The organism is Priestia sp. SIMBA_032 (assembly GCF_046535215.1).
GTDB classification, from domain to species: Bacteria; Bacillota; Bacilli; order Bacillales; family Bacillaceae_H; genus Priestia; species Priestia aryabhattai.
On record NZ_JAWRXD010000008.1, the window covers coordinates 79,417 to 101,302 of the forward strand.

The following is a 21,886-nucleotide window of genomic DNA, read 5'->3' on the forward strand; positions in this document are numbered from 1 at the left end:
GCTTACGCCACTGGTTTAGACGCAAAAACTATCCCCGTCCAAAACTGCGGATCTGGTAACGGGCTCGTGGGTTGCATGCGGAAATGCGGAAACAGAGAGTCAGTGCACGACTCGGAACACTGCTAGGGGAAGATGAGTATGGTGAACATTAGTGAAGGTTTGTAAGCTTCGTAAGTGTTAGCTCAGGATAGTGCACAGATTTACCTGGGTATTGGCAAGAGGAAAAGTAGATTCATAAAGCTGCTGTGACGCGTCCCGTATCTTGCCCGGAGTAAAGAACCCACCTAACCTCGTTGTATCTATAAGATGCGGAACTTGGTAAGCCCTTTGTCAACTGTGTAAACAGTAGGATGACTGCAAAGTCAAACGATGTGGCAGAGGGTAAAGGATACGAGAGAAAGCAAATGCCATTATCTCGAAAGAGAACAGGAAAGCAGGAAACTGTATAACTGAGTGGATACTATCGTCCTTACGGACAAACCCATGATAGGCCCGAAAGGGAGCTGACTTCTCGTTGGTCTCTCGTAGGAACATAAGGTTGTGGCTATCTTCTGACGAAAGAAACGTACTGTTATGTATACCTCCATTTGGAGCGTCGGCGTACGTTTTACTTACCGATATGGTGTGTGATGAGGATACGACAGCAAATGGACCTGCAATGGGAGGCTTGAGCCGATGTGTCTTGAAAGGGACTCGCACGGTTCTTAGGGGAGGAAGGGGCAGTGATGCCCCTAACTTACCCGACTTAACTAAATAGGTATGTCTTATGCAACTTAAAAACAGATTCACTTTTGTTTGTTAACAATAATTTCCTTAATTTAGTTATAATATATGGAAATCACAAAAAAGGTGGATATTTATATGAGATTATCAGTACTTGTAGATAATAATACGTTGATTGATCGCTACTTCTTAGGAGAGCCAGCACTTTCATTCTTTATTGAGGAAGACGATAAACGAATTTTATTTGATACTGGCTATTCCGATGCTTTTATAAGAAATGCAGAGAAGATGAGAATTAATTTAAGGAACTTAGATTGGGTAGCCTTATCACATGGACACGTCGATCATACTTGGGGACTTACACATTTAATTAGCCTACATATGGAAGCCAAAAGTGAGGCTTTAACTCATCATACCCCTACAATCATTGGTCATCCGTTAGTTTTTGAAAGCAAATTACTTGATTCAGTAAGCGAGATAGGGAGTGTCTTATCTTACAATAAATTAAGCAAACATTTCCCTATTAACTTATCTAAGCAACCATTTTGGCTGACTGATAAATTAGTGTTTTTGGGTGGAATTAAAAGAAAATTTAATTTTGAGGGCAAAGAATCTATTGGAAAAGTTAACACTGAAAAAGAAGAATTTGACGATTTTATTTTTGATGATACTGCGTTAGTTTATAAATCATTAGAAGGGTTAGTTATTATGGTAGGTTGTGCTCATTCGGGGATATGTAACATTATTGAGTATGCAAAAGAGGTATGTAGTGAAGAAAGGGTAGTAGATGTTATAGGGGGATTTCATTTATTGGATCCATCAGACTTTCAGCTAGAGAATACCGTAAAATATATAGAAGAACTTGGTCCTAATAAGCTACACGCTTCTCATTGTACGGATTTACATTCTAAGATAGCTCTCTCTCGAGTTGCTGATATAGAAGAAGTTGGGGTAGGCTTACGACTAGAATATGTTTAAGTAATTTATATAGGTTCCTGGAATACGTTTTATGGAAATTACAAACATATACTTTGACAAAATACAAAGCTATCTAGGTCTTGTTAAAGAAAAAAATAAAAAGAGCTAGCAAACTTCTAGTTTGCTAGCTTTTTAAAACTATTATATTAATTGTTTTTTCTAAACGTTTTTCGAAACCAAAAGATTAATCCAAATAAAACTAAAAGGGTAATAACAATTCCTGGTATTCCAAAACTATTTAACATATGTATTCTCCTTTGTAACCATTATTTTGGATTTACTGTAAAGGTACCGCCAGAATGTTTAACAGTAACAGTACACCATGTTGAAGCATAAGCTACAACTGCAGTGTATCTTTTAGTTGCGGTTAATGTTGTATTTTTACCTGAAGTGGAAAGTGTACCGGAATATACTTTACCAACGCCTCCACTACCAACTAATCCGTAAGCATTGTGATATACTACTGTTTTTACAGAGGATACTTTACTTGCTCCTGCTGTTGTACTTGTTTTTAAATTAGATGCGCTAAAACTTTGATTAACGACATTTTGGATATCGTCTTTAATCGTTCCACTTACTTTTACCGTAACACCATTAGATGAGTTAGATCCAGAAATACTTTTTGAAGCAAACAAAGTCATTGCTGAAGGTTTTTTAGCGTACATTTCAATAAAAGTTTGATCTTTTGCTGAAAACGGTTCTTCCATAGCGTATTGTTTATTAATTCTTTCAAAGTTAGCAATCACTTCATCTTGAGTTAAATTTGCTAACTCTTCTTTGTACGCTTGTTTTTGATTTTCAAGAGTTATTTGATCAGAAGCAGCATTGACCTCAAAATTAAATGTAAGACCTAATACGAAAATAAACGGCATAGCTAAAACTAAAAATTTCTTCAACAAAATGATTCCCCCAATTTAATTCTTCTAGAACACAGTTAAATGATATATTAATTAACTGTGTAAATAAATGGTATTAACGTTAAGAAATTGTAAAGTTTTGTTGTATAATGAATTTTTTTGTATGAATATATCTTTTGAGAGAGAAATATTTGAATTTTTCATATGAGTATTCATGAAAAACTATATTTTTCCGTAGAAGCATAATTATAAAAAGTTGTATAGACGATAAATATGAAAAGCGAAACAGCCCTTGTCTACCATGGAGTCGTTTTTGTGATGTGTACCGGAAAGGTACATTATGTCAAATAGGTTTGTATAGGATGAAAATATTAAATGACAACACAAACACTTAATTCTTCTTTATGGTAATATTAGGTTATTACTAAGAAGGCGGTGATACTCATAGAACATAAGTGGCTTGATTGGGCGAAGCAACTTCAATCCCTTGCACAAGCAGGATTAGCTTATTCAAAAGATATTTATGATGTAGAGAGATTTGAACTAATAAGAAATATAAGTGTCGAAATGTTATCACAACAAACAGGTATGGAAATGACAGTCATAAAAGACCTATTTGCAAGTGAAACTGGTTACGCAACACCTAAGGTAGATATTAGAGCCGTGATCTTTAAGGATAACAAAATATTAATGGTCAAAGAAAATTCAGATGGTAGTTGGTCGTTACCTGGTGGCTGGGCTGATATTGGGTTAACTCCAAGTGAAGTAGCAGTTAAAGAGGTAAAAGAAGAATCGGGATTTGATGTGAAAGCTGTCAAATTATTAGCTGTAATGGATATGAAATGTCATCCACATCCTCCTTCACCTTTTCATATTTATAAAATGTTTATTCAATGTGAAATCATTGGGGGACAACCGATGAAGGGCGTAGAAACAAGTGCTGTGGAATTCTTTGCTGAAAATAAATTGCCGCCCTTATCAATAGCTCGAAATACAAAGACACAAATTGAAATAGCTTTTAAACATTTATATAATCCTAAAGAACCTGTATACTTTGATTGATTTGTAATAACATTTAAGAACATTTTTAAAAATATATATTCATCTAAAAAGCCTTTGGAATAAGCTATTTCAAAGGCTTTTTTATAATTAGGATTTCCGATAACGGTGATTATGGTAACTAAGGATATGGATACCATATACAAGTAGAAATTATATTATAAAGGGATATGGACTTCTTTCATCCAACTGCTTGTTTTAGACTTAATAGTAATCAATTGATTGCTTTCCCATTTCAGCTCTCCTAAGAATCTAGCATATACAACTTCATTCCCAACTTCTTCGACCAGTAGCTCATTAATTATTCTTAAGCCTCTTTCATTGTAAACTTCACACCATAATTGAAATCCAGAATATCTATGCACTCCCTTTAACATTGCTAAGAGCTTGCGATTAGGGCTTTTCTTTGGTGTTTTTGCAGCTAGAAAAATGGCTTCATAACCTTGGCTAACTATTTCTTCTAGAGCTTCTTCTACATACTTCTGTATAGTTACTAAAGAAAATGTAGAGTATTTTCCCAAAGTAGGTACTATATATTTTCTAACTATGTTACAAAATGCTTGATATTTTTCTTCAACTGACTCTAATTCTATAAATAACATATAATCATCTGGAAGAAGTATTTCAACCCCATGGATAGCCTTCTCTTCTGAGTATGATACATCCTCATTGGGATTAGCTAAACAATATACAGTAATGCTGTTAAGTTCGTCTAATTCGAATCCTAGATCCTTTAATTTCCTACAAAAAATCAATTCGAAAACCCTAAGATCGTGTATATTATTGTAATGCTTTTTAGGTCTTTTCTTTGCCCAATCCATAATATGAATATCAAACATTTAAATGGTATCCCTTCTTGTTTATAAATAAAAATTAAATATTACTTAACTAACTACCATTTTAAACATTAATTTTAGAAATGCTACCAATCACTGTGATTATGGTAACTAACTTTGTATGGAGTATACATAAGGTAATTGAAGAGTATTAAAGTATATGGGAAAATAATTGAGGATTTTTTGTTTTTTTAATACTGTGGAAAAGGATCTATTTAAATAGATAGTTAAGATCAAGGAGGAAACAAATGCGAGATTGTCCCGAAGAATTAGACTTTATTTCATTATTTGAGTGTATTCCACTTAAAAAGGACCAAAATGAGAGCTTTTTGTACGATGAGTCCACTTTCATCTTTACGAACGAAATGAACAGGTTTGAAGTGAAAATCTCACCATTCTATAATTCTTTCTCACTTTCAGTAAAGGATTTAGAAGATGATGAGATCTTTTACTACAGTCTCGAATCGGTTACAAAGATTGAGATCATAAATGATAATAAAGAAAGCAAAGCAATTCGATTATTTATAGATCAAGGAATTGACCGTTTTATAATGATTATGGATTTAGTATTTAGACCCAAATTTAAAGTTGTGCTAAAAGAGGTTTTAGATTCCTAGAAGGCACATTATGTCAACTAAGCCTGTATATTATATTCACTTCACTTGACCTCTTTATTTTTTTATTGCAAATGCAATAAAATTAAGTTAGATTTAAGATATTCTATTTTTATTGTAAATGCAACAAAATATAAGAGGTGAAATATTATGAGTTGGAAATTAAAAAAATTTGATGATTTAACGAATAGTGAGCTATATAATCTTTTAAAAGAAAGAACTTTAATTTTTGTAGTTGAACAAAATTGTCCTTATCTAGAGGTTGATGGTAAAGATCCTTTTTCTTATCACCTTTTTAAAGAAGACAATGGAGAAATCGTTGCATATTTAAGGATTTTACCTGCAGGTGTTGCTTATCAAGAAATTTCTATTGGTAGAGTCTTTGTAAAGAAAGAATATAGGGGACAAGGAATGGCAGATGAACTTTTAAAAAAGGGGCTAGATTTTATCCGAAATGAATTAAAAGAAACAACGGTTAAGATTCAAGCCCAGGACTATTTAAGAGATTTCTATAGTTCCTTTGGCTTTCAAGCTATATCCGAAACATATTTAGAAGATAATATCCCGCACATCGATATGCTTTTATCAACAAAGCATGTTATTGCAGACTAAAATTCTTATTATCCGAATTTCTATAAGCCCCGATATATATATTGAGTTCTAATAACTTAAGTTATACAAATAGTTAAGTCGCCTGTGAGGATGAGTTTTTTTGCTTTTTTCCGATAAAAGATTTTATGTTAACTATGGTTATATATCATATACGGCCTAAAAACAGAAAAAAACTACTGCTTGGAGTCAGTAGTTTTTCTGTTTCATGAATGGTAATCAATCGTTAGCTGAAACTGCAGAACGTCTTGAGTAGTTTTCTCAAAAATAGAATTTATAATTCTCTTAAATAAGAGGTATATTCTTTAATTAAGGATTAACAACATGAATTACTTGAAGGTGATTTTTCATTTGGGCCAACGTTATCCTCAATCTTATGAACTTCGCTATCTGATTTTGTATAGAAGAATTCCCATTCGTTTCCGTCGGGATCTGTTACCCAGAATTTATCTTGCACAGCGTAGCAGCAAGTCGTATCCATTTCTTCACGGGCAAAGAAGCCCTCTTTTTCTAATCGTGTTTTATGAGAAGATATTTCTTCCTGAGTATCTACCTGGAATCCAAAATGATTAACTTGGTTTCCTTTTACCTCGTCACGTACATTTAATGTGAAGTTTAATCCAGGTTCATCTAATAAGAATTTTGCATAATCCTCTTTAACTTTTACAGGGCTAGCACCAAATACTTTTTGATAAAATTCAAGAGATTTCTCTAAATCTGTTACATTAATTCCTACGTGCACATATTTCATTTAAACTTCCTCCTTGGTCTTATAGATAATATTATTTTGAATTCATTAAATTAAGAGCATGAGCAGCTTTTACTCGTATCTTTTCTAAATAAGCAGCAAAGCTCTTCAGACAGAATATGATTAACTTCTTTATCATTTAGATCGTAATAGCTCCATGTTCCTTTTGTTTCTTTAACAATGAGATTTGCATCTAATAAAATTTTCAAGTGGTATGAGAGCTTAGATTGAGACATTCCAAAGAACTCAGTTAAATCACATACGCATGTCTGCCCTCGTTGACAAAGCTCATACATAATTTCTAATCTTTTTTGATCGGCAAGAGCTTTAAATTTTTGTTCGTATTGCCTAAATGTTTGCTTTACCTCGTTGATTTTTTCCACCGTCATTCTCCTTAATCAATTTTTTTTGATTTAAAATTCAAGGCTTTTGTATGCTTTTTCAAAGTTGATGTATGTGGTCTTCCCTCTTAACATAGGATCGTGATGAAAAAAGCGCTGAAAAATAAGGTTTCTTGCTTCCTTATGATTCATACCTTGAGTATTCATAACTAAATGAAAATACGATTGAAAGTACTTAACAGATAAGTTTCCAGAGTTGTTGACTCTCACTGTTATAACCCTCATTTCTTATTAATCAAATTTTTTCGATGTATTCATCATATCTGGAAAAATTATATAAATCAAGAGATTAATCAATTTTTTTTGATTAATACTAAAAACGTATATTTTTGTTGAACATATAAAAAAATACTTATATAATTATGTCTGAAAACAAGGAGGCGAGTCAGAATGGATGTAAAAGCGCAGGTGGAAGTGGAGAAAGCCGCACAAATACTGAAGTTACTCGGAGATAAGACAAGATTGTCTATGATGAAGTTATTACAGAACAATGAGTGCTGTGTTTGTGAGTTAGTTGAAATTTATAAGACCAGTCAACCATCTATTAGCCAAAACTTACGTAAACTAAAAGATATCGAACTTGTAAGGGAAAAAAGAAAAGGACAATGGATTTTCTATTCATTAAATAAAGAAAACCATTATTATCATTTTATCCTTGATATACTTGAATCTTTACCAAGCCAAGATGAACGTTTAAAAGAACTCGAAAAGCAAGGATTACGTATTAGTTGTTGCTAATAGTAGGAGGTTTATAAAGTGGTATCAGTTATATTAGCCTCCCTCATCTTCTTAGTGACATTGATTTTTGTCATTTGGCAACCAAAGAACTTATCTATTGGTTGGTCAGCATGTGGAGGCGCAGTTTTAGCCCTTTTAGCAGGTGTTGTTGATTTCCATGATGTTCTTAATGTAACAGGGATCGTATGGAATGCAACGTTAACGTTTATTGCAGTCATTATTATTTCCTTAATTTTAGATGAAATTGGATTTTTTGAGTGGGCAGCTTTACATATGGCGCGAGCTGCAGGAGGAAATGGCATTCGAATGTTTGTCTATGTTTCTCTTCTAGGTGCAGTTGTAGCAGCATTGTTTGCCAACGATGGAGCAGCCTTGATTTTAACACCTATCGTACTTGCAATGGTACGAGCACTGAAATTTGAAGATAAAATGGTCTTTCCATTTATTATCGCAAGTGGATTTATTGCTGATACAACGTCTCTTCCACTTGTGGTAAGTAACTTAGTGAATATTGTATCAGCTGATTTCTTTGGTATTCGTTTTTCAGAGTTTGCTTCACGTATGATCATTCCAGATTTATTTTCATTGTTAGCAAGTATTATCGTCTTATATTTATACTTCCGTAAAAGTATCCCTAAGAAATACAATCTGGACGATTTACAGAAACCAGTTGATGCTATTAAAGATGAGAAAATGTTCCGTTTATCAGGAATCGTCTTAATCATTTTAGTTCTTGGTTACTTTATTGGGGAATTTTTTGATATTCCGGTTTCTATTATCGCAGGAATCATCGCTATTTTCTTCTTAGGAATAGCAAGACAAAGCTCGGTAGTTCAAACGAAGAAGGTATTGCAAGGTGCTCCCTGGGCGATTGTTTTCTTTTCGATTGGTATGTATGTCGTTGTCTATGGATTGCGTAATGTTGGTCTAACAGAAGTATTAGCAGGCTTAATTCAAGCAACTGCTGACCATGGATTGTTTGCAGCAACCATTGGTATGGGATTCATTGCAGCCATTCTTTCATCGATTATGAATAACATGCCAACCGTTATGATTGATGCGCTAGCTATTGACGCAACTCATGCAACAGGAACAATAAAAGAAGCTTTGATTTATGCTAATGTCATTGGTTCAGATTTAGGACCAAAAATTACACCAATTGGTTCCCTTGCTACTCTCTTATGGCTTCATGTTCTTTCGACAAAAGGGGTCAAAATTTCTTGGGGAACTTACTTTAAAACAGGCATTATCTTAACCATTCCAACACTGTTTATTACGCTTGTTGGTTTATATATTTGGTTATTAATTATTTCATAACACATCATGAAGGAGACTTTACCCATGTCTAAAAAAACACTTTATTTCTTATGTACAGGTAACTCTTGCCGTAGCCAAATGGCAGAAGGTTGGGCAAAAAAATATCTAAATAATGACGAATGGGATGTACGCAGTGCAGGTCTTGAAGCACATGGACTAAACCCTAATGCTGTAAAGGCAATGAAAGAAGCAGGCGTTGATATTTCAAACCAAACATCTGATGTTATTGATCCTGAAATTTTGAATAATGCAGATTTAGTCGTCACTTTATGTGGTCACGCAGCAGATCATTGCCCAGTGACACCCCGTCATGTGAAGCGTGAACACTGGGGGTTTGATGACCCAGCTAAAGCAGAAGGAACGGATGAAGAGAAGTGGGCATTTTTCCAACGTGTACGTGACGAAATCAGTGAACGTATTCAACGTTTCGCAGAAACAGGTAAATAATTAATCAAGAAGCAGCCTATTAATGTTTAGGCTGCTTTATTTCTTCCTGGAAATCACATTATGGTAACTAATGTCCCAACAAAATTATTAAAATTAAACCCTTAATTTAATGGATGATAAAAATAACGCATCGGGTCAATGGACTCGATGCGTTATTGATTAGTTATGACCCACTACTTGGTGAGGAATATAAGGTTCTTCTAAAAATGCAACTTCTTCAGGCGTTAACTTAACAGATAGAGCATCTACAGCATTTTCTAAATGGGATATTTTTGTTGCACCAATAATAGGAGCTGTTACTTGTTCTTTTTGCAACAACCATGCAAGGGCAACATGAACACGTGAAATACTATGTTTTTCTGCGATTGATGCCACTCGCTCCACTACTAATCGATCTGCTTCTATGGTTCCATCATATTTAGACTTTTGAATTTCATCTGTTTTAGAACGATAGGTTGCTTCTGCCCAATCACGTGTCAATCTTCCGGATGCAAGTGGGCTATATGGAGTTACTCCAATTTTTTCTTCTTTGCAAAGAGGTAACATCTCTCGTTCTTCTTCACGATATAGAAGGTTTAAGTGGTTCTGCATGGATACAAATTTAGTCCACTTGTTTTTCTCAGCTACATGCAATGCTTTTTGGAACTGCCATGCGTACATGGCAGAAGCACCAATATATCTTGCTTTTCCAGCCTTTACAACGTCATGTAATGCTTCCATTGTCTCTTCAATGGGCGTATTGTAATCCCAACGATGGATAATATAAAGGTCTATATAATCCGTTCCAAGACGTTTCAGACTCTTATCAACTTCACTCATGATAGCTTTTCGAGAAAGACCAGAGCCATTAGGTCCTTTATGCATGGGTTGGTGTACCTTAGTTGCAATCACAACTTCATCACGATTAGCATAATCCTTTAGGGCAGATCCCAGAATTTCTTCACTTACTCCATGTGAGTACACATTTGCTGTATCAAAGAAGTTAATACCAAGATCAAGAGCTTTTTTAATAATGGGACGACTCTTTTCTTCATCAAGCACCCATGGATGCACCCAATTGACAGCATCCCCAAAACTCATACAACCAAGACAAAAACGAGATACATCTAAACCAGTATTTCCAAGCTTCGTATATTCCATTGATAATTCCTTCCTTTCTCATAGTTATACTTTTTCTTGATTCTTATTTAGTAAGTAGTCCTTCATATTTCATGTAATAACTGTTTTTCAATTCTCATAGCTTATTTCCTAAATAAATTTTAAAAGTAATACGTTTCTTTTTTCATAAGTTCCTCCCATCCTTTAGGTTTATAGACCAAGTCATTCCTATTTGTCCTATTTATATTGACAAATTGAGTAACTCGATTGGATATAAGCCTATCACCTTCGAGTAACACGAAGTCAATACTTTTAATGGATATTAATGTAACAATGGAATAAATCCTCATATAAAAAGACAGACTAGTTTTATTTAGCCTGTCTTTTCTAATATCATTTATATTTAAATTAAGCTGTCGTTTAGAGATATTAAATAATTTTTAACCTTTCCAAACTGTAGTTTATTTCATCCCTTCTGTTGAAAGGTTTTTTTTGAAATCAAACATATATTTTCTTATTAAAATAGATACTAAACTCAATATCAGGAATAACAGTCCTCCCAATACGATGTATTGTGCCCCCATTCCTGAGACAAATAAACCACCTACTGCTGTACCAATGGTTATCCCTAAATTACTAAATGATAAAAATAATCCATTTGCAAAGTCAGGAGCTTCAGAGGCCGCAGAAGTAATCCAGTATTGACTAACGTTATTTCCTATAGCAAATAAGAATCCCCATACCAAAATCGTAAGCATCATAGGTCCAGTAGATGTCCCTGTAAATAATGACAATAGATGAACGATCCCTAATAAAATGGGGAAAGTTATGGCGGTTTTCATGGCATTTCTCGTAAGCAATCTACCACCTACAAGGTTTCCAATTAGACTAGCTAATCCTAATATAAATAATGCCAAAGTTAAGATATTCCCTGATATATTCGTAACAGTTTCAAGATATTCTGTAATGAAAGTATTCACACTAGAAGTTGCGGAACCTATAAAGATGACCGTTAGAATAGCTAACCAAATTAGAGGTCTTTTTAATACGCTCACTTGAGATCCATAAGAAAGTCTTTCTTTAACGGGCATTGACGGAATAAACACCAATGTAGCTATGAATGCCAATGCATTTACGATAGCAAAGAATAACATGGCGATTTCTAGAGAAGTTGCACTAGCAATATAATTCGTAATGGGTACACCCAGTATCATACCTGCAGTTACGCCCAAAATCACTTTAGAAACAGCCTTTGGAGCTTCTTCTCTGCTAACTGAGGTAGCAGCTACTGTCAAAGCCAATGAACAATAAATAGGATGGAAAAATGCTGGAACTACACGAGCAATTAGTAATAGGGTAAAGTTTGATGCAAACATAGAGACAATGTTACCCAAGATAAAAATAGCAAGGACAAGCAACATGACCTTCTTGCGATTTATGCCTGAAAACAATAATGGCAGTATAGGACCAGAAATTGCAACTGCAAGGGCAAAGAGGCTCACTAGAAGCCCTGCTTGAGATACACTAATATGATAGTGATCAGCAATTAAAGGTAATATCCCAACAACACCCATTTCAGTTGTTAAGATGCCGAACACTCCGATTGTTAATATAAAAATAAGTAAATTATTTCGTTTAGACATAAAAAGCTATCCCCTACTTTCATTAATTAATAATTATATTGATGTACACTTTGTGATTTACTTTGAACTATCCTAGAATCTTTCTTTTTACTGTGAATAGCTTACGCTTTTTATTACATAAATCACCTCTTCCTTTTTGTAAGATATTACTAAAGTGGCCACCAAATGGGCCGAAATCGGCTATATCCCTTGTATTGGAATGACAACTTCACCACCTTTGTGCTACGATAAGCCTACTACCTTCGAGCAACACGAAGTCAAGGTTTTTTAAGCAACTTTAACATATTTTTTAAGGAGGACTTACTAATGTATACGGTGAAAGAAGTGGCGAAACTCCTTGATCTGACTGAACATACGGTTCGTTACTATACAGATAAAGGATTAGTTCCAAGTTTGCAGCGTGATAAAAATAATAATCGCCTTTTTGATCAGCAATCTATTAATTGGCTTAGAGGTGCAAAACATTTGAAACAGAGTGGTATGTCTGTCGAGGCCATCAAAACTTATGTAGATTTATGTCTGGAAGGCGAATCTACTATTCCACAACGTTATGAGATACTTTTAGAACAGAGAGACAAAGCTCTGGCTCAGTTAGAAGAAGCGAAACAAAGAGCAGAATTTATGGTAAATAAAGTGGATCACTACCGTGATATTATGAATAAGGTAGTCCCAGATAACATGAATCCAGGGAACTGGTCAAAAAATGAAATACAGGATAAAGCGCCCTTAAGTTAATGAGTGCTGTGACCAAAAATATCGTTTTTTAGGACAGGTTAGAAAAACCTAATTAAAAGAGAAAAATACGCGGCTTACTTATACCTTAATTTACCAACTGGCATCCTGTTTAATTTATTAGAGATTTTACTATAAAGAAAAAAGCACAAACTCGTTATTACTAAACGGATTTGTGCTTTTTTCTTTATATATACTTTTATAAATATTTGATGATATTGAGTAGACTAATCATTTCTTTTATTTTAAATGTGGTGAACCCTGTTTAAAAAATAATTAAAACCTATTGACTTCGTGTTACTCGAAGGTGATAGCCTATCTATAGCACAAGAGTGCTTAATGTATAAACCTCAACTTAAGAGGAGTAACTGGAATCAAGTATAGGGAGGAATTGTATATGCAAAAAGTAATGTTAAACAATGGTGTAGAGATGCCAATATTGGGATTTGGGGTTTATCAAATTGAAGATGCAAAGCAATGCGAACAGGCTGTCTACGATGCCCTTATCGCTGGTTATCGCCTAATTGATACAGCTGCTGCTTACATGAATGAAGAAGCAGTCGGAAAAGCAATTAAACGAAGTGGTATCCCAAGAGAAGAAATATTTATTACAACAAAACTTTGGATTCAGGATGCAGGTTATGAGAATGCAAAAAAAGCATTTGTAAAGTCGCTGGAGCGACTAAAAGTAGATTATATTGATTTATATTTAATTCATCAGCCATTTGGTGATGTATATGGCTCTTGGCGTGCTATGGAGGAGTTGTACCGAGAAGGTAAGATTAGAGCAATTGGAGTCAGCAATTTTTATCCAGATCGCTTGGTAGATTTAATTACTCATAACGAAGTAGTTCCAGCAGTAAACCAGGTTGAAACACATCCTTTCTGCCAACAAATAGAAAGTCATAACCTCATGAAAGAGAACAATATTCAGATAATGTCTTGGGGTCCGTTTGCTGAAGGAAGAAACAATATGTTCCAAAATGAAGTATTAGTATCAATAGCCAAAAAGTATAATAAATCCGTTGCTCAGGTGATTCTACGGTGGTTGACACAAAGGGAAATCATTGCGATTCCAAAGTCAGTTCATAAAGAAAGAATTATCGAAAACTTTAACATCTTTGACTTTGAACTAAATCAAGAAGATATGGAGACAATTAAAACATTAGATACGAAAGAGAGTGTATTCTTTTCCCATAGAGAACCCGACTTCGTGAAATGGCTCGGTAATGTTAAATTTAATATTTAATGGTATTCGGCACTGAAAAAACCGATTTTCAATAATGATATACAGTCCTTAACAAATCTAGTTACCATAACACCAATTATCAGAAGTGAAAGCGCACATTTTGTGTATGCGCGCGCCAAGAAGCAATCTCCCTTTAACTACATTAAAGGGAGATTACTTTTTCTTGTTACATATATGAATATCTTGTAAATACTAAAGTATCTATAATATATCTATAATTTTAATATTTACACAAAATGTAGACAAATAGAGATTTTCACCTTTTGTCATATACCACTCTATCTTCTATTTACCTTTCAAGAAATTTTTACATTCATAATAACTAAGTAGAAAATTTATAATCATTTAACTTTGATGTATCTTTAATAATGTAATTTTTATTAAAGATACAAAGTAAACGTTTTTTGTAGAAATAGGTAAATATATAAACTTCTTTATAAAAAATATAGTTTTATCATTTACTCTTACTGACGACAAATGTGGACTTTTTCTACAAGATAAGTAATATTTAAACTATCTTTTGATAAAATACGTTAACTATTACTTTTATTTCTAAAGAGATTTTATTCATTCATTCATTTATTTATGTAGTAATATAACATTTTATTTTTTTATTAAATACTTGTTCTATGTAAATATAGATCCTATCCTTTTGTTTATAAGTTCCCTATTAAAAATATAAACTCTAAAGACCTTTCCTATTTTTAAAATTCTCTATTCTTTTTATTTTTTTGTCTATAAAAAATTCTAAAGATATTTTATAGAATACAAAATTAAGTTTTATAAAAATGTATAAGGGAATGAAGTGCAATAAGAAAATTAGTTAATAGGGGGTTTTGTCGTGAATATAACAGAAATAATGACCAAAGATGTTGAGACTTGTGATCTTAAAAGTTCTTGTGGCGAGGTAGCTAATCTGATGAAACAATTAGATGTAGGAGCTATTCCAATTTGTGAAGGCAATAAGCTAGTTGGGTTAGTAACAGATCGGGATTTAGTTGTGAAGGGGCTAGCAAATAACTGTAACGCTAAAACACCGATAGCTGAAATAGTAAAACCGCACGTAATCACTGGTACTAAAGAAATGTCCCTAGAACAAGTTGCAGAGATAATGTCCCGTTATCAAATAAGACGATTACCTATTATGGAAGGTGATAAACTGATTGGCATTGTTTCTCTGGGTGATATAGCAACAAGTATTGAAGAAAGTAAAAAAGCAGGTACAGCTCTTGAAGGTATTTCAACCTCATTTAAAACTAAAAATTAAAAATAGAGATTAAGAAATTTCAAATCAAAAAAGAGAGCCACTGCTTATGTAGTGGTTCTCTTCTTTTATAGATAATATTTATTATACTATGTTTCATTTAGCTCTTTTATTATTTGATGTTACATGCTCTCCTTGTTCTTTAATATTCACTTCTTCTTTCCTTAGAGTTTCCGATACTTTTTCATTTTCTTCTTTACGTCGTTTGCCCACCACTACTTCTTCTGTTACCACTGGCTCTTTTGATACAGTCACTTTCTCTTCTTCAAGGGGGATGCGAACAGCCTCTTCATCTTCAATAATCTGTGTATTGGCTCGTTTATCGGATACAGGACGACGCTCCACATATACTTCATCATGCTCTACAGGAATATTGACCGTTTCCTCTTTATGAAGAACCTCCTTATCGACTTGAACTTCTCCTGTTTGGACTCTTTCCTTATCTACATGTAATTGTTCTTCTTTTAGCTCAATATGTTCTTCTCCAGTCTTTGGAACGTCGTGTTCATGTTCACGATGTTCCCCATATAATGATTTCTCATAAACAGAGCCACCTTTGGCAAAAGGGGAATCCCCTCTCTTTTCTAGGAAAGAATTTGTTTTTGTCTCTCGATTAGCATTTACTACCAATAATACTTTTCCTTTCTGTAAGTCATCTGCATAAGCACCTGCTTCTGTGAGTGGGACACCTAGGTTAATTAAGCGCTGTTCCACTTTAGCTTTATCTTTATGAGGCTCTTGGTAGTGATCTGGTGAAAATACATGTTTAATTTTATCCATAATCGATTCCTCTTGATGACCTGTCTCCGTCGTTTCAATTCTCTTTATGTCAATTCCCTCTTTGTTTTCTACTTCTAGATAATCCTCATCATCTATATCGTTAGTGGTTACGAGAGAAAGCTCCTTCTCTTGAAATCCTTGAGTCTTTAAGTTTTGAATAGCTGTGACCACAGCCTCCTCATTTTCGTAAGTACCTATTACATTTTTTGTCATTAGTAACTCCTCCTTCTATTATAAAAAGCTATTTAGAAAATTAATTTCATCTGTGTTACTTTTAATACCCGCATGTCTTTTTATAAAACTTTTTTTGGAATAATAAAAACATCTAAATTTGAATTAGAATACGATTAAGAGATAATCTATAAGTTAAATTGAACGATGTGCTTTTAAGATTTAATGGATAACCCTTAAGCTAGTAAGCGACATCTAAAAATACAGGTTTATTAAGCTATCACATAGGGAAAATGGTTTTAAAGTTTAAATAAAAATAGAGAGGGGCAAGTAGAATGCGACAAAAAACACTTATTTCTGGTCTTGCTATTTCAACGGTAAGCATAGGGATTACAACTTATCTATTGAAGGATAAATCAAACTTAGATAAGATAAAAGAGTTTGTTCAAAGTGTAAAAAAGACTGTTCCATATAAGTCGTCGACTCAAAAATTGGCCTCATTTCCTATACACAAAGCTGGTCATCCAGACCCTATAGACATTGAAGATAATAAAATGGTCTCAGAAGGATCTATGTTCCCTGTGCAATATTATAATGAAAAGAAACAGTGAATTATCAACCTATATCACTAACTATATTAATATACTTGTAAAACAGTTCCGTTGCATCTCGAAGAGATTTTAACTATTTGAAAGATATATGTTTCATTATAGTTATATCTACTATTTCAATTCCAATAAATATATTCATATGTCTCATATCTTAGCTTAGAATGTTTAAAGCATAGTTGAGATGTCCGAGAAGGTAGCTAGTTATTCATATCACAAACTTCAATTAAACAGCCTGTCATTAAGGAGGTTTTTTAATGAAGAAAATAAGAGTTGTAAAGGATGGTTATGAAGTAAAAGAGGCTATTGAACAATTTTTAAGCCTAGGATTCAGAAAAGATAATATCTACTTATTAACACATGAAAGAGATCGTACTGAAGAATTGACAAATGTGTTAAATACAAATGATATCGGTATATCAGAACCTGGAGACAACAAACCAATGGCAAATTCACTTCATTTTTATAAAGATGAACTACACTCTAAGCTTCCCTCTTTAGGATTATCGGATGAGGAAGTTCAACAATATTTAAAGGAATTGAATTGGGGTCGTATACTAGTGATTGCAACAAAAACAGATGATTTTCCTCCTATTAAGTACTATCAGTAAAAAAGCTATCCAAACTCTCTTCACCAGTTAATTGAAGAAAGCTTGGATAGCTTTTGTAGAATTATATATATTTTTTTATAATATAGTCTTTATCAAAAATACAAAGTGTATTGATTAGATAAGGATAGAAAATAACTAATTAAAACCTGTTAGAAACAAAAATATAGGTCAAGAAGTAACCTAAAACCTTAAGTGTTTTTATAAAAGTTTTTAATGTTATATAATTTTTATTTTCACAGCTAACTTCTTAGACCATTTCCTTTTCGGCCTTCTTTATTTCTTCCCTAAATTTTTCTTCAATTAACTGTTTATCTCCATACACCAATAAACGATCCCCTGCTTGGATTTTACAATTATTAAGTTTATTCCTTATTCTTAACTCTCCTCGCATTAAGAAAAGTACTAATATATCTTCATCTTTATGGATGCATTCATTTACTGACTTTCTAATATAAGACGACTTCTCATCAATTTTTATTTCTAAAATGCAATCTGATTCACTAGTTAATAAAATTTGACTTACTGGTAATTCTTCCATTTCAAATGTTTCCTCAGATTTTCCCTTAAGTTTATCTGATAAAACTTTTTGAAAGAATGGCAATTTTAAAAAAAGGAATATGAGAATCAATCCTACTTCTATATATAATACTTTTGGGGTTAGCACATCATTTGATAGTATACTACTTAAAGAAGAGATAATAACAGCAAATGAAAAAGCACCAAACAATATTAAAAAAATACCTAATTTTCTTCTGAAAGGATGGCCTAAAATCACTTCTGATTCTCCTGTTGTAAATCCAGTTCCCGTCATTAATGATATTACTTGAAATCGAGCAACTTGTCTTTTTATTCCTGTTATTGAAAACAAAATGGTGTTAATTTCGATTATTGTAGCTATTATCACTAAATAAATAACCGTAAATGTAAATTCCACTTTTTCCTCCTTTATTATTCAATATTAGAAAAATTAGATTTATAATTGTTATTTTAATTGTTTTGCTTTTATCTGAAACAAGCTATCTAAAATTATACATTCCCTACAATATTCGATGAGCAGTCTTTTCATTAAAAATATGAAATAATGAATAGCTATACAATAATTAAGATTGTAACTATTCATAAGTAGTTTTTCTTACTTCTTTTTTTTGCTCTTATGTAGGATCTAACAGCTTGGATAGCCATTACGGTAGAAATGATAATCCCTGATAAAGCAACAAATAAAGCAATATATTCAAAAATGGTGTAATGAGAAAGTTTATTCCAAGCAATTTTGCCTTCCCAATTATGGATCACTAGATTCATCCCATAAATCCCTGATATTACTGTGTAAACAGTTAAAATCTGTAACAAATAGTTATGTCTTTTTGAAGCCATTCTTTCCTCATTTTTATATAAATCATTAAGTGTATTATTTACCTGAGCAAAAAGTTTATCTATATTCAAAACTTTTTTTAAACAATTAGAAATTTCTTTTCCTGCTAATCGACTGTTAATTTCGATATTGTAAATTTTAGCTGAAAACTCAGTAATTTGCATAATAAGATTATCAACATCCATTCCCTTTATGCCTTTATGAAGTTTTCTTTGGTCATAGTTAAGCTTCATAAGTGCAATTCGGTAATAATAAAAAAGAAGAAATGAATAATAGTATTGTCCAAACATTTGGTTGGCGAGCATATCTGTAAGCTCTCCTTGTGACTTGGTTATACAGGAAAATGTATAATCTGTTACCACATAATACGTTTCATCTGCCCACCTGTCGTATACATGATTATCATAAAATCGCTTCATATAAGCAGGATTTTTTGCTCCGATAAACGGATGACCTTTATTGTCAAATCCACTTATATTTCCTAATCGATAAATTTCTTCAACATCGACCATACTATCTTCTTGTAATGCTATATATCCTATTACGTATAATCTTTCATCTATATAGAAAGGTAAGCTTCCAAAATAAGAAGAGTTCGTATTTTTTTGATCAAGAAAATCTTTCATAAAAGGACATAATGATTCGAAAACGAAATCTTTTATCTCTTTATAAGAGTGACTTTTTGTCCCTACCTGTATATCTGAATATTCATCTATAAGTGGTTCCATTACACGAAATAAGTCAGTGAATTCCATTACTTCTGAGTAGGACATGTTATCAGGTAATTCAACGCGTATATTCATCATGCCTATTTGAAAAGGACAAATAATAATATCTATAGACAATAGATGAAAATTCGTTTGAAGGTACTTTCCTTTTAGAAAGTATTCCTGATTGAATGCCTTAGAGAATCTTCTAAAACCCTCTTTTTTCGTTGAGTCAGTTGGAAAGATAATGGGTTCAATATTAGGTAGGAAAATTCTCTCCATATGATAATGTGAAACGGTATGGTCACCATAGTATTTATCTTGCAAATGGACATTATCAAGTGTGAAAAACTCATATCCTTGTTGCCGAAGTTGTTGTATTAAGTCATCTGCACCGTCTTTTTTTAAAGCAAATGGAAAAACAAATTGGAGATATGCTTTTTCTACTACAAATTCCTTTACAGATTGATCTTGCCCCTTAAAGTTTGGCATTTTTCTCCTCCCTTTAAAGTAAAATTTAGTGGATTTTTCAACTTAATTTATTTACCCTGCTGTGAGAGAATTTTAACTTGGTCAAAAGAGATAGACTAATTATATAGACAACGAATAGGGCTTGAAAACTTCTTAGAGAATCGCTATTTTCATATCTATTTCCCGTTTCGCTTATCATAATAAACTGGAAAAAAAGGATTATCGATATTTGAAATTTTCTCAATAGTAATGAATTCACCAACAATTTTTAATGTTAATTTTAACCATTATATATATATTGTTTTTTTCTCTTCTCAAGTGGAATTAATTAAATAAGCTACTATTTATTTTTGGAAATGGAGTAAGGAGGTCATATTTATGTATCTACAGATTGCAAGTAAGCTACTTATTGGATACCTAGTTTTATTTACTATAACTCGAATATTAGGTAAAAAGAGTATAGGTCAGCTAACTCCATTAGATTTTATAGCTACATTGTTATTAAGTGAGCTCCTGGGGAACGCTATCTATGACAAAAATGTTAAACTCACTGAATTTTTATTTGCTACACTAATTTGGGGAATAATAATTTTCTTAGTAGAATTTTTCTCTTATAAATTTAGATATATTAGGAAATTTACAGAAGGGAGACCTTCAATTCTAATTAACAAAGGCGTAGTAGACTGGAAAGAACTAAAGAAAAATAAAGTGGAAATGCAAGAATTAATGCAAATGTTACGGGCCAATAATGTATTTTCTATTCAAGACGTACAATATGGAATTTTAGAAAATAACGGGACACTAAGCATCATGAAAAAATTAGATAAGGAACCCCCAAATCGTAAAAATTTGAATATTCCCTTTCAAGAGCAGGCTCTCCCTACTATATTAATAAAAAACGGTAATTTAGTAGAAGAGAACCTTTCCAAACATCATTTAAATAAGCAGTGGTTATTAGATAAACTTAAGCAAAAAAATATTTATCATCTATCAGATGTATCTTATGCAGAGTATGAAGCAAAAAGAGGCTTATTTATTCAAAGGTTTAACAAGTAAAATCTATACTTCCATTTTTAAATTTCATTTAATTGTATAGCTTCAGCTCCCTCTCTTTCTATATTCTATAAAATAAACTATTTAAACAAAAAATCTCGACATAGTAAAATGTCGAGATTTTTATTAGGCAGTGATTTCTATATAAGCTTTTTTTACAGCATCCCATTGAAATTTTCCTTCTTCTACAACAAGGTGATCCTCTGGATTCCAAGGTAAACTTTCTTTAGCAACGTCTAAACGTAAATGTTCAATACTTGCTGGTGGAAGTTCACTATCCCATTTATTTAGTCCGATAAAATAAATACTACCTTGTGCTAATACATCGGGATGTAAATGAACAAAGATTGTTTGAAATTCTATTTCATCTACTTTTTTCATTCTTTCAACCCCTTTAGAACACTTTTTATCTTTTAATCTAATAGGTTGTTAAGGTTCTAGTATCTTATGCTATTGATTTAACATTAACTCCTCTTATATTTATTTTCAGTTGAGGATTCATTTTTAGTTTTCTTTTTATTTCTTTCGTCTTCCTTTTCTATCTTTATTTCTTCAATTGGTATCGGGTCGACTGTTTGTTCAATTTTAAAACGATCAAATAAAGTTTTATTCTTTGTAGGGTATTGTTCGGCATGATCTCTACTTTTTGTCTCTTGAGGATGAGGTGGCTTTTTTCTTGACTCTGTCATTCTATTCCCCCCCTGTATTGACTGTATACAATCATATTAATCTCCTCCCATAAATTAAGATATTTTACCTTTATCCTAACGGGGATAGCCTCAAACCTAGGCCTATACTTA

24 protein-coding genes are annotated in these 21,886 nt (G+C 32.7%); 13 read left to right on the forward strand and 11 right to left on the reverse strand.

Going from position 1 to position 21,886, the window contains the following annotated elements:
* Positions 1 to 861: 861 nt before the first annotated feature.
* Entirely contained in the window at positions 862 to 1,701 is an 840-nt protein-coding gene (locus SB717_RS22035; protein ID WP_410904712.1) for an MBL fold metallo-hydrolase, read from the forward strand.
* A 266-nt stretch (positions 1,702 to 1,967) separates the two neighbouring features.
* On the opposite strand, the gene SB717_RS22040 is transcribed toward SB717_RS22035, so the two are convergent.
* Entirely contained in the window at positions 1,968 to 2,600 is a 633-nt protein-coding gene (locus tag SB717_RS22040; protein WP_410904713.1) for a hypothetical protein, read from the reverse strand.
* Between the two features lie 402 nt (positions 2,601 to 3,002).
* Here SB717_RS22040 and SB717_RS22045 point away from each other — a divergent pair, with 402 nt between their 5' ends.
* Positions 3,003 to 3,620 (forward strand): NUDIX hydrolase, encoded by a 618-nt coding sequence (locus SB717_RS22045; RefSeq protein WP_410904763.1) that lies wholly within the window; start codon positions 3,003 to 3,005, stop codon positions 3,618 to 3,620.
* Between the two features lie 155 nt (positions 3,621 to 3,775).
* Here the strand turns inward: SB717_RS22045 and SB717_RS22050 are convergent, their stop codons facing one another.
* Complete coding sequence (locus SB717_RS22050; protein ID WP_410904714.1) at positions 3,776 to 4,456, reverse strand: hypothetical protein; 681 nt, start codon at positions 4,454 to 4,456, stop codon at positions 3,776 to 3,778.
* 245 nt (positions 4,457 to 4,701) lie between these two features.
* On the opposite strand from SB717_RS22050, the gene SB717_RS22055 reads away from it, so the two are divergent.
* Together SB717_RS22055 and SB717_RS22060 are read left to right on the forward strand one after the other, a co-directional pair.
* On the forward strand, positions 4,702 to 5,070 hold the full coding sequence (locus SB717_RS22055) for a hypothetical protein (RefSeq protein ID WP_410904715.1): 369 nt from the start codon (positions 4,702 to 4,704) through the stop codon (positions 5,068 to 5,070).
* A 147-nt stretch (positions 5,071 to 5,217) separates the two neighbouring features.
* The gene (locus SB717_RS22060) at positions 5,218 to 5,679 is read left to right on the forward strand and encodes a GNAT family N-acetyltransferase (RefSeq protein ID WP_410904716.1); all 462 of its coding nucleotides are present in this window, start codon (positions 5,218 to 5,220) and stop codon (positions 5,677 to 5,679) included.
* A 313-nt stretch (positions 5,680 to 5,992) separates the two neighbouring features.
* Here the strand turns inward: SB717_RS22060 and SB717_RS22065 are convergent, their stop codons facing one another.
* Positions 5,993 to 6,427 carry an ArsI/CadI family heavy metal resistance metalloenzyme gene (locus SB717_RS22065; RefSeq protein WP_410904717.1) on the reverse strand — a complete coding sequence of 145 codons (435 nt, stop codon included), beginning with the start codon at positions 6,425 to 6,427 and terminating at the stop codon, positions 5,993 to 5,995.
* A gap of 50 nt (positions 6,428 to 6,477) precedes the next feature.
* Positions 6,478 to 6,807: an ArsR/SmtB family transcription factor gene (locus tag SB717_RS22070; RefSeq protein WP_410904718.1), complete on the reverse strand. Its 330-nt coding sequence runs from the start codon at positions 6,805 to 6,807 to the stop codon at positions 6,478 to 6,480.
* Positions 6,808 to 7,215: 408 nt separating this feature from the next.
* Between SB717_RS22070 and SB717_RS22075 the strand changes: the two genes are divergently transcribed.
* Genes SB717_RS22075 through arsC form a run of 3 tightly spaced genes read left to right on the forward strand, consistent with a single transcriptional unit; the run spans position 7,216 to position 9,327 of the window.
* Positions 7,216 to 7,563: an ArsR/SmtB family transcription factor gene (locus tag SB717_RS22075; protein ID WP_410904719.1), complete on the forward strand. Its 348-nt coding sequence runs from the start codon at positions 7,216 to 7,218 to the stop codon at positions 7,561 to 7,563.
* A gap of 18 nt (positions 7,564 to 7,581) precedes the next feature.
* Positions 7,582 to 8,880 (forward strand): arsenic transporter, encoded by a 1,299-nt coding sequence (locus SB717_RS22080; protein WP_410904720.1) that lies wholly within the window; start codon positions 7,582 to 7,584, stop codon positions 8,878 to 8,880.
* 24 nt (positions 8,881 to 8,904) lie between these two features.
* The gene (gene arsC / locus SB717_RS22085) at positions 8,905 to 9,327 is read left to right on the forward strand and encodes an arsenate reductase (thioredoxin) (RefSeq protein ID WP_410904721.1); all 423 of its coding nucleotides are present in this window, start codon (positions 8,905 to 8,907) and stop codon (positions 9,325 to 9,327) included.
* Between the two features lie 159 nt (positions 9,328 to 9,486).
* Here the strand turns inward: arsC and SB717_RS22090 are convergent, their stop codons facing one another.
* Positions 9,487 to 10,467 (reverse strand): aldo/keto reductase, encoded by a 981-nt coding sequence (locus tag SB717_RS22090; RefSeq protein ID WP_410904722.1) that lies wholly within the window; start codon positions 10,465 to 10,467, stop codon positions 9,487 to 9,489.
* Positions 10,468 to 10,886: 419 nt separating this feature from the next.
* The gene (locus tag SB717_RS22095; protein WP_410904723.1) at positions 10,887 to 12,068 is read right to left on the reverse strand and encodes an MFS transporter; all 1,182 of its coding nucleotides are present in this window, start codon (positions 12,066 to 12,068) and stop codon (positions 10,887 to 10,889) included.
* A 306-nt stretch (positions 12,069 to 12,374) separates the two neighbouring features.
* Here SB717_RS22095 and SB717_RS22100 point away from each other — a divergent pair, with 306 nt between their 5' ends.
* The 3 genes from SB717_RS22100 (at position 12,375) to SB717_RS22110 (ending at position 15,316) form a co-directional block, all read left to right on the forward strand.
* Positions 12,375 to 12,803: a MerR family transcriptional regulator gene (locus SB717_RS22100; protein ID WP_261590131.1), complete on the forward strand. Its 429-nt coding sequence runs from the start codon at positions 12,375 to 12,377 to the stop codon at positions 12,801 to 12,803.
* Positions 12,804 to 13,197: 394 nt separating this feature from the next.
* Complete coding sequence (locus SB717_RS22105) at positions 13,198 to 14,049, forward strand: aldo/keto reductase (protein ID WP_050691129.1); 852 nt, start codon at positions 13,198 to 13,200, stop codon at positions 14,047 to 14,049.
* A gap of 841 nt (positions 14,050 to 14,890) precedes the next feature.
* Positions 14,891 to 15,316, forward strand: a complete 426-nt coding sequence (locus tag SB717_RS22110; RefSeq protein WP_410904724.1) for a CBS domain-containing protein — start codon at positions 14,891 to 14,893, stop codon at positions 15,314 to 15,316.
* Between the two features lie 93 nt (positions 15,317 to 15,409).
* On the opposite strand, the gene SB717_RS22115 is transcribed toward SB717_RS22110, so the two are convergent.
* The gene (locus SB717_RS22115) at positions 15,410 to 16,306 is read right to left on the reverse strand and encodes a YsnF/AvaK domain-containing protein (RefSeq protein WP_410904725.1); all 897 of its coding nucleotides are present in this window, start codon (positions 16,304 to 16,306) and stop codon (positions 15,410 to 15,412) included.
* Positions 16,307 to 16,599: 293 nt separating this feature from the next.
* Between SB717_RS22115 and SB717_RS22120 the strand changes: the two genes are divergently transcribed.
* Positions 16,600 to 16,875, forward strand: a complete 276-nt coding sequence (locus tag SB717_RS22120) for a hypothetical protein (protein WP_410904726.1) — start codon at positions 16,600 to 16,602, stop codon at positions 16,873 to 16,875.
* Between the two features lie 254 nt (positions 16,876 to 17,129).
* Positions 17,130 to 17,483 (forward strand): YflT domain-containing protein, encoded by a 354-nt coding sequence (locus SB717_RS22125; protein ID WP_410904727.1) that lies wholly within the window; start codon positions 17,130 to 17,132, stop codon positions 17,481 to 17,483.
* Between the two features lie 247 nt (positions 17,484 to 17,730).
* On the opposite strand, the gene SB717_RS22130 is transcribed toward SB717_RS22125, so the two are convergent.
* Entirely contained in the window at positions 17,731 to 18,417 is a 687-nt protein-coding gene (locus tag SB717_RS22130; RefSeq protein WP_410904728.1) for a TrkA C-terminal domain-containing protein, read from the reverse strand.
* Between the two features lie 182 nt (positions 18,418 to 18,599).
* A complete protein-coding gene (locus tag SB717_RS22135; RefSeq protein WP_410904729.1) occupies positions 18,600 to 20,054 on the reverse strand; it encodes a magnesium transporter CorA family protein in 1,455 nt (484 codons plus the stop codon).
* Positions 20,055 to 20,411: 357 nt separating this feature from the next.
* On the opposite strand from SB717_RS22135, the gene SB717_RS22140 reads away from it, so the two are divergent.
* Positions 20,412 to 21,089: a YetF domain-containing protein gene (locus SB717_RS22140; protein WP_410904730.1), complete on the forward strand. Its 678-nt coding sequence runs from the start codon at positions 20,412 to 20,414 to the stop codon at positions 21,087 to 21,089.
* Between the two features lie 123 nt (positions 21,090 to 21,212).
* Here the strand turns inward: SB717_RS22140 and SB717_RS22145 are convergent, their stop codons facing one another.
* On the reverse strand, positions 21,213 to 21,467 hold the full coding sequence (locus tag SB717_RS22145) for a hypothetical protein (RefSeq protein WP_410904731.1): 255 nt from the start codon (positions 21,465 to 21,467) through the stop codon (positions 21,213 to 21,215).
* A gap of 83 nt (positions 21,468 to 21,550) precedes the next feature.
* On the reverse strand, positions 21,551 to 21,775 hold the full coding sequence (locus SB717_RS22150) for a hypothetical protein (protein ID WP_410904732.1): 225 nt from the start codon (positions 21,773 to 21,775) through the stop codon (positions 21,551 to 21,553).
* Positions 21,776 to 21,886: the final 111 nt, after the last annotated feature.